Genomic DNA, 4,509 nt, shown 5'->3' with positions numbered 1-4,509 from the left:
CAAGAAACATGAGAACCGTCCCTTCGTTTACAAATGAAACTTATCAATCCATACAGCGTATATATCATGATAGATAATTAAATAGATATTTTATGGGGGGAAGTAAGTTGAAAAAAACTAATAATAAAGCAATCACTTCATTAATATTGGGGATTCTATCCTTTCTTGTGCCTTTAATTGGTTTTATTCTTGGCATTGTTGGGCTTATTTTGTCTTTTCAAGCTACAAAAGAAATCCGTCAATCTAACGAAAAAGGACATGGTTTAGCCATAGCTGGGAGAATCATAAGTATTGTAAGCATATGTTTGGGATTAATTTTCATCCTGAGTTATGCCAATATATGAAACACTGGTAAAACAAGAGGACTGTTCCTCTATAATGATAGATAATTAGACAGATATTTTATGGGGGTGGGAAGTAAGTTGGAAAAAACAAATAGTAAAGCAATCATTTCATTAATATTGGGGATTCTTTCCGTTTGCGTGCCTTTTATTGGCATTATTCTCGGAATTGTTGGGCTTGTTTTGTCTTTACAAGCTACAAATGAGATCCGTTATTCTAACGAAAATGGGCATGGTTTAGCCATAGCTGGGAGAATCATAAGTATTGTAGGGATATGTTTAGGATTGCTTATCATCCTTGCATTTTTGGTATTTTTCACTTTCACTACTAATCTTTCTTATGAATTAAATTAATGCTTTCAGAAGAATGATCGGGAATTTTTCTGAAAGGAAGATCAGTTATTTACATTTTTGCAATACTACTATTGTTTGTGGGTTGTAATCGCCTGAAAACAGGAGCTTTCAAGCAACTATATAGAAAAGATTTAGGTAGTGTGTCAAGTTAGAAATTCGCAGTGGTAGTACAGGGGAATTGAAAACAATTACTGATAAAAAGGTCATAAGTTTTTTCTGTTAAATTAAGTGGATTCGGATTCCGATAAGTAAATTTATGGGTGGGATTATATGAATAGGGGCAAAAGAATCTTATTATCAACGGTATTGGCAGTAGTACTTTCAGTAATTTTGAACTTATTAGCAGATGATAAAACCATAATATCACTAGGAACCTTTATTATTGTTTTTATCTCTGTTCTAATATTTACTTTACCTAAAGAAAGAAAAAGCTAATGTGAATTTAAAATAAAATTAAAAATTGGCATACTGAAAATACTACAATTAAGCCCTTCTCTATTTGAAGGGCTTAATTGTAATATTAGTGAATCTAAGCTGTAAATGACAGCCATAAGAAACTGCTTAACCCGCAATTTCTGGCCAATTTTGATTAAGTAGTCATCTTTAAGCTTATTCCACTTTTTAATATCTACTTGTGTCGAACCGTATCTAAGTGCAAGTGCTGATACTGTATCACTTTTAACTACCACGTGAAAAACAGGACTTGTTGAAACACTTGCAGCAACTACTTTTTTATTATCAGCTGGATTAATCCAGCTACCTGGTTCTCTAGCTTTAACAGTGCCTCTTTTATTTTTTCCTGCTTTTGCATCTGCAGCATTTATAATCATCAATTATCCCACTAACAGCAGTTATAGTTTTTTATGCTAACTTTTCAGTTGCTATTAATCTAACTGCTATTTCTGTCAGCACTTAATGTTCCTGTAGTTAACTTATTTGCTGATAAATTATAAACCATAGCAACTTTGATACCAGCATCATTAATAGTTGTTTTACCGGTAATATTAACAACTTTACCTTCATTTAGGCTACCTTCTAAGGTGACATTAATTTGATTAATAACATCGTCTTTCTCAACTCGTAAATTAATGTTATCTTTACATAAAATGAAAGATATTACGTTTATACCTGATAAAAATCAAAGTGTTAAGAAAGGATATAGCTACAAGGGAACTTTATATGATAATGAAGAAAATACATTTGAATTTACTTCAACCTATTTTAAAGGACATTACTATCATTCGGGTAATGATATCTTAGTACTGATGGATAATTTATTTAATGACAATTTATAACATTAATAGTCTTTTGTTTTTGGGTGCCTGGCACCCTATTGTCAAATTGGATCACTATTTGACTAATTATTATTATTGTATACAGAAAAGCACTGTTATAGTATTAAATGGAAAATACAATCTAGTAAACAGGGCAAAGAAACTGTATAGGGGGATTTATGATGAGAAATAAGACGATTAAAGCTTTTTTATCATTGATCCTGACATTAATGTTATTTGCTCCAATGAGTCATGTCGCTGCAGTTACTAAGACAGGTGTCGTTGATGTAACAAGTGGAGTTCTTAATGTTCGAAGCGGGCCAGGAACAAAGTATCATATAATCGGTACATTAAAAGGAAAAACTAAAGTTACCGTCTACTCCTTAAAGAATGGTTGTGCACAGATTAAGTACGGAAAAAAGAAGGCTTATGTCTGTGATGATTACCTAAGATTTTATAGCACCATGTCTTCCACCTCAGCAAAGAAAATTGTAGACAAAGCCCTTGCAATCGAGCGAAAAACCTGGAAGAAGAATTACACTAAATCCCAAATATATGCAATTATGGCTCCGGGTTTTACAAAAACATATACAAAAAAATACTTCAAACAACAGTTTAGAAAAGCTGGAAAAGATCGAAATGGAAATCAACTACATCACATTATTGAAACAGAAATTTGGGGATTAGCACTCTATCCAATTGATTGGAAGCATTCAAAGAAACCAACGATCACCCACTATACAAAAAACAATCGGGAATATTTATATGTCTCTCAATATCATATAAATGAAGAAAGCGGCAACCAAACTACAACAATTTGTCTCTATAAGAGCGGCACAAAATGGTTGGTATTTGATCATCGAGTGAAACAAGGGGACGGTTCTCGTGTTTCAAATTAGGAACCAGAGTTTCGCTGTCTACTTCCACTAGACTTTTCTTATGAACAAAGACACGGTTCCCCTGCTCCTCTTGTTCTAGAAATTTGGACTCAAGAATCCTCAATAATATTGCAAGTCTGGCAGCGACGGCCCATCAATCCCTATTACCACGGTACCTTACTCTTACATACGCTACTACCAGAAGACATCGGTTAGACAACAGCTCTTCCTATCTTTTGACAATTTTCAAGGATTGACAGGCGCACCATGGAAACACAAGAACCGTCCCGGTGTTTCATGCCCTAAATATAAGACTCAAAGACAAACCAAAAATTCTTGCAGCCTGGCGCAGCGATAGTCCTTCAATCCTTTTTATTTTTCGTAACACTTCATTTCTTTTTTCTTTTGGGAAAGTCTTTACTTGTGCGATTTCAATCGTACCAAGGATTTTTTTGATTTCAAGTTTTGCCTCTTCATCTGATAATCTTTTTTCTATCAAACTATCCTCTAGACAATTATCATTGTTTTTTCTTTCATTAAATTCCCTAAATCCTTCTCTTGCCATTGCAGGTTCATCAGAAAATATCTTTAAAATAACATCATGATCCAGCAAATTTTTTGGATAAAGACATCTTCCATAGTATCCACAACAGCTGCTCCATTTCCATTCATCAGCCCGATTTACCATTTCAGCTTTTACAGGATTTTGGTGAATATACCTCACGACAGTTAATAAATAGCGATTATTTTCAACAACTTCACTATTGAATCGATCCTGAAACAGGTGTCCTGTTGTTCTGTACTTCCAATTGTAATACCCTGCATAGCTGACCCCTATTCGTTTCATCGTGATCGAAATATTTTCGTCTCCTTCTTTTATTAGGAGATGTACATGGTTATTCATCAAGCACCATGCATATAAACCTAATGCATATTTCATCTTAAATTTTTTGAGAATATCTAGAAACTTAAACCAGTCTTCCTCATCGTGAAATATTTCCTGCCTATTAGCTCCCCTCCACATGATATGATAAATTCCAGTTTTGCTTTTCAGTCTAGCTTGACGAGGCATCTCTATTAACACTCCCCTTCAAATTCACTTTGCCTTTTGTTATTTTTCATTTATGAATTCTCTGATTGAATTAAACTTGTGTAAAGATTTTCAACGGATCCTCCTTTAGAAGGGCTTGCAGATGATATTTGTATTCATTATTTGATTCAACTAGTTCATATTGTTTTACCTAATCCTTCTTGGGATATGAACAGACTTACTCGACTTTTTAATGGCTGAACTAAATTTACTGATTGAAAAAAACATCAAAACGGGCATGAATTTTGATTTTATATGAATAGATTTATTGCGAGGTAGATGCATAATTGTAATTAACACCGAAATTCACATAGAGGACTCCTTAGAAATGGATGATGTGGAATGATGATAGTTTCGAATAGGAATGATATTTTTTATATAACCAAGCGCTAGCATTTGGAAAAGAATGTGTGCTTTATTGAAGAATTGATCGGAGAAAAGATTTGTTTCATGGTTCAATATAACTATTCTTCATCTAACTCTATATTCCTTCTATATTTTCAAGAAAAACACAGGGACGGTTCTTGCGTTTGCTAGAAACGCGAGAACCGTCCCCATGTTTCCACCTGCAC

6 protein-coding genes are annotated in these 4,509 nt (G+C 33.7%); 4 read left to right on the top strand and 2 right to left on the bottom strand.

The annotated features are described in order from the left end of the window. Positions 1–107 precede the first annotated feature (107 nt). From AC3WJF_RS22970 to AC3WJF_RS22960, 3 genes are all read left to right on the top strand, one after another. Positions 108–344 (top strand): DUF4190 domain-containing protein, encoded by a 237-nt coding sequence (locus AC3WJF_RS22970; RefSeq protein ID WP_492456410.1) that lies wholly within the window; start codon positions 108–110, stop codon positions 342–344. 78 nt (positions 345–422) lie between these two features. Then, on the top strand, positions 423–695 hold the full coding sequence (locus tag AC3WJF_RS22965; RefSeq protein ID WP_492456408.1) for a DUF4190 domain-containing protein: 273 nt from the start codon (positions 423–425) through the stop codon (positions 693–695). Positions 696–965: 270 nt separating this feature from the next. Continuing rightward, positions 966–1,130: a hypothetical protein gene (locus AC3WJF_RS22960; protein WP_492456407.1), complete on the top strand. Its 165-nt coding sequence runs from the start codon at positions 966–968 to the stop codon at positions 1,128–1,130. Here the strand turns inward: AC3WJF_RS22960 and AC3WJF_RS22955 are convergent. After that, on the bottom strand, positions 1,127–1,525 hold the full coding sequence (locus AC3WJF_RS22955; protein ID WP_492456406.1) for a LysM peptidoglycan-binding domain-containing protein: 399 nt from the start codon (positions 1,523–1,525) through the stop codon (positions 1,127–1,129). The two genes, AC3WJF_RS22960 and AC3WJF_RS22955, sit on opposite strands and share 4 nt — an antisense overlap. Positions 1,526–2,148: 623 nt before the next feature. Here AC3WJF_RS22955 and AC3WJF_RS22950 point away from each other — a divergent pair. Continuing rightward, positions 2,149–2,868, top strand: coding sequence for an SH3 domain-containing protein (locus tag AC3WJF_RS22950; RefSeq protein ID WP_492456404.1), 720 nt, complete (start codon positions 2,149–2,151; stop codon positions 2,866–2,868). Between the two features lie 274 nt (positions 2,869–3,142). Here AC3WJF_RS22950 and AC3WJF_RS22945 read toward each other — a convergent pair whose 3' ends face one another. Further along, positions 3,143–3,919 carry a transposase gene (locus AC3WJF_RS22945; protein WP_492456402.1) on the bottom strand — a complete coding sequence of 259 codons (777 nt, stop codon included), beginning with the start codon at positions 3,917–3,919 and terminating at the stop codon, positions 3,143–3,145. Positions 3,920–4,509 lie beyond the last annotated feature (590 nt).

It is taken from the genome of Heyndrickxia sp. FW510-T9 (genome assembly GCF_058781025.1).
The sequence above is the reverse complement of the archived record's forward strand: the minus strand, read 5'-3'. Positions and strand labels throughout refer to the sequence as shown.

Excerpts from the sequence above, each read along its gene's own strand:
- AC3WJF_RS22950 (WP_492456404.1), top strand. The coding sequence starts at position 2,149 with ATGATGAGAAATAAGACGATTAAAGCTTTTTTATCATTGATCCTGACA.
- AC3WJF_RS22960 (WP_492456407.1), top strand. The coding sequence starts at position 966 with ATGAATAGGGGCAAAAGAATCTTATTATCAACGGTATTGGCAGTAGTA.
- AC3WJF_RS22955 (WP_492456406.1), bottom strand. The coding sequence starts at position 1,525 with ATGATTATAAATGCTGCAGATGCAAAAGCAGGAAAAAATAAAAGAGGC.
- AC3WJF_RS22945 (WP_492456402.1), bottom strand. The coding sequence starts at position 3,919 with ATGCCTCGTCAAGCTAGACTGAAAAGCAAAACTGGAATTTATCATATC.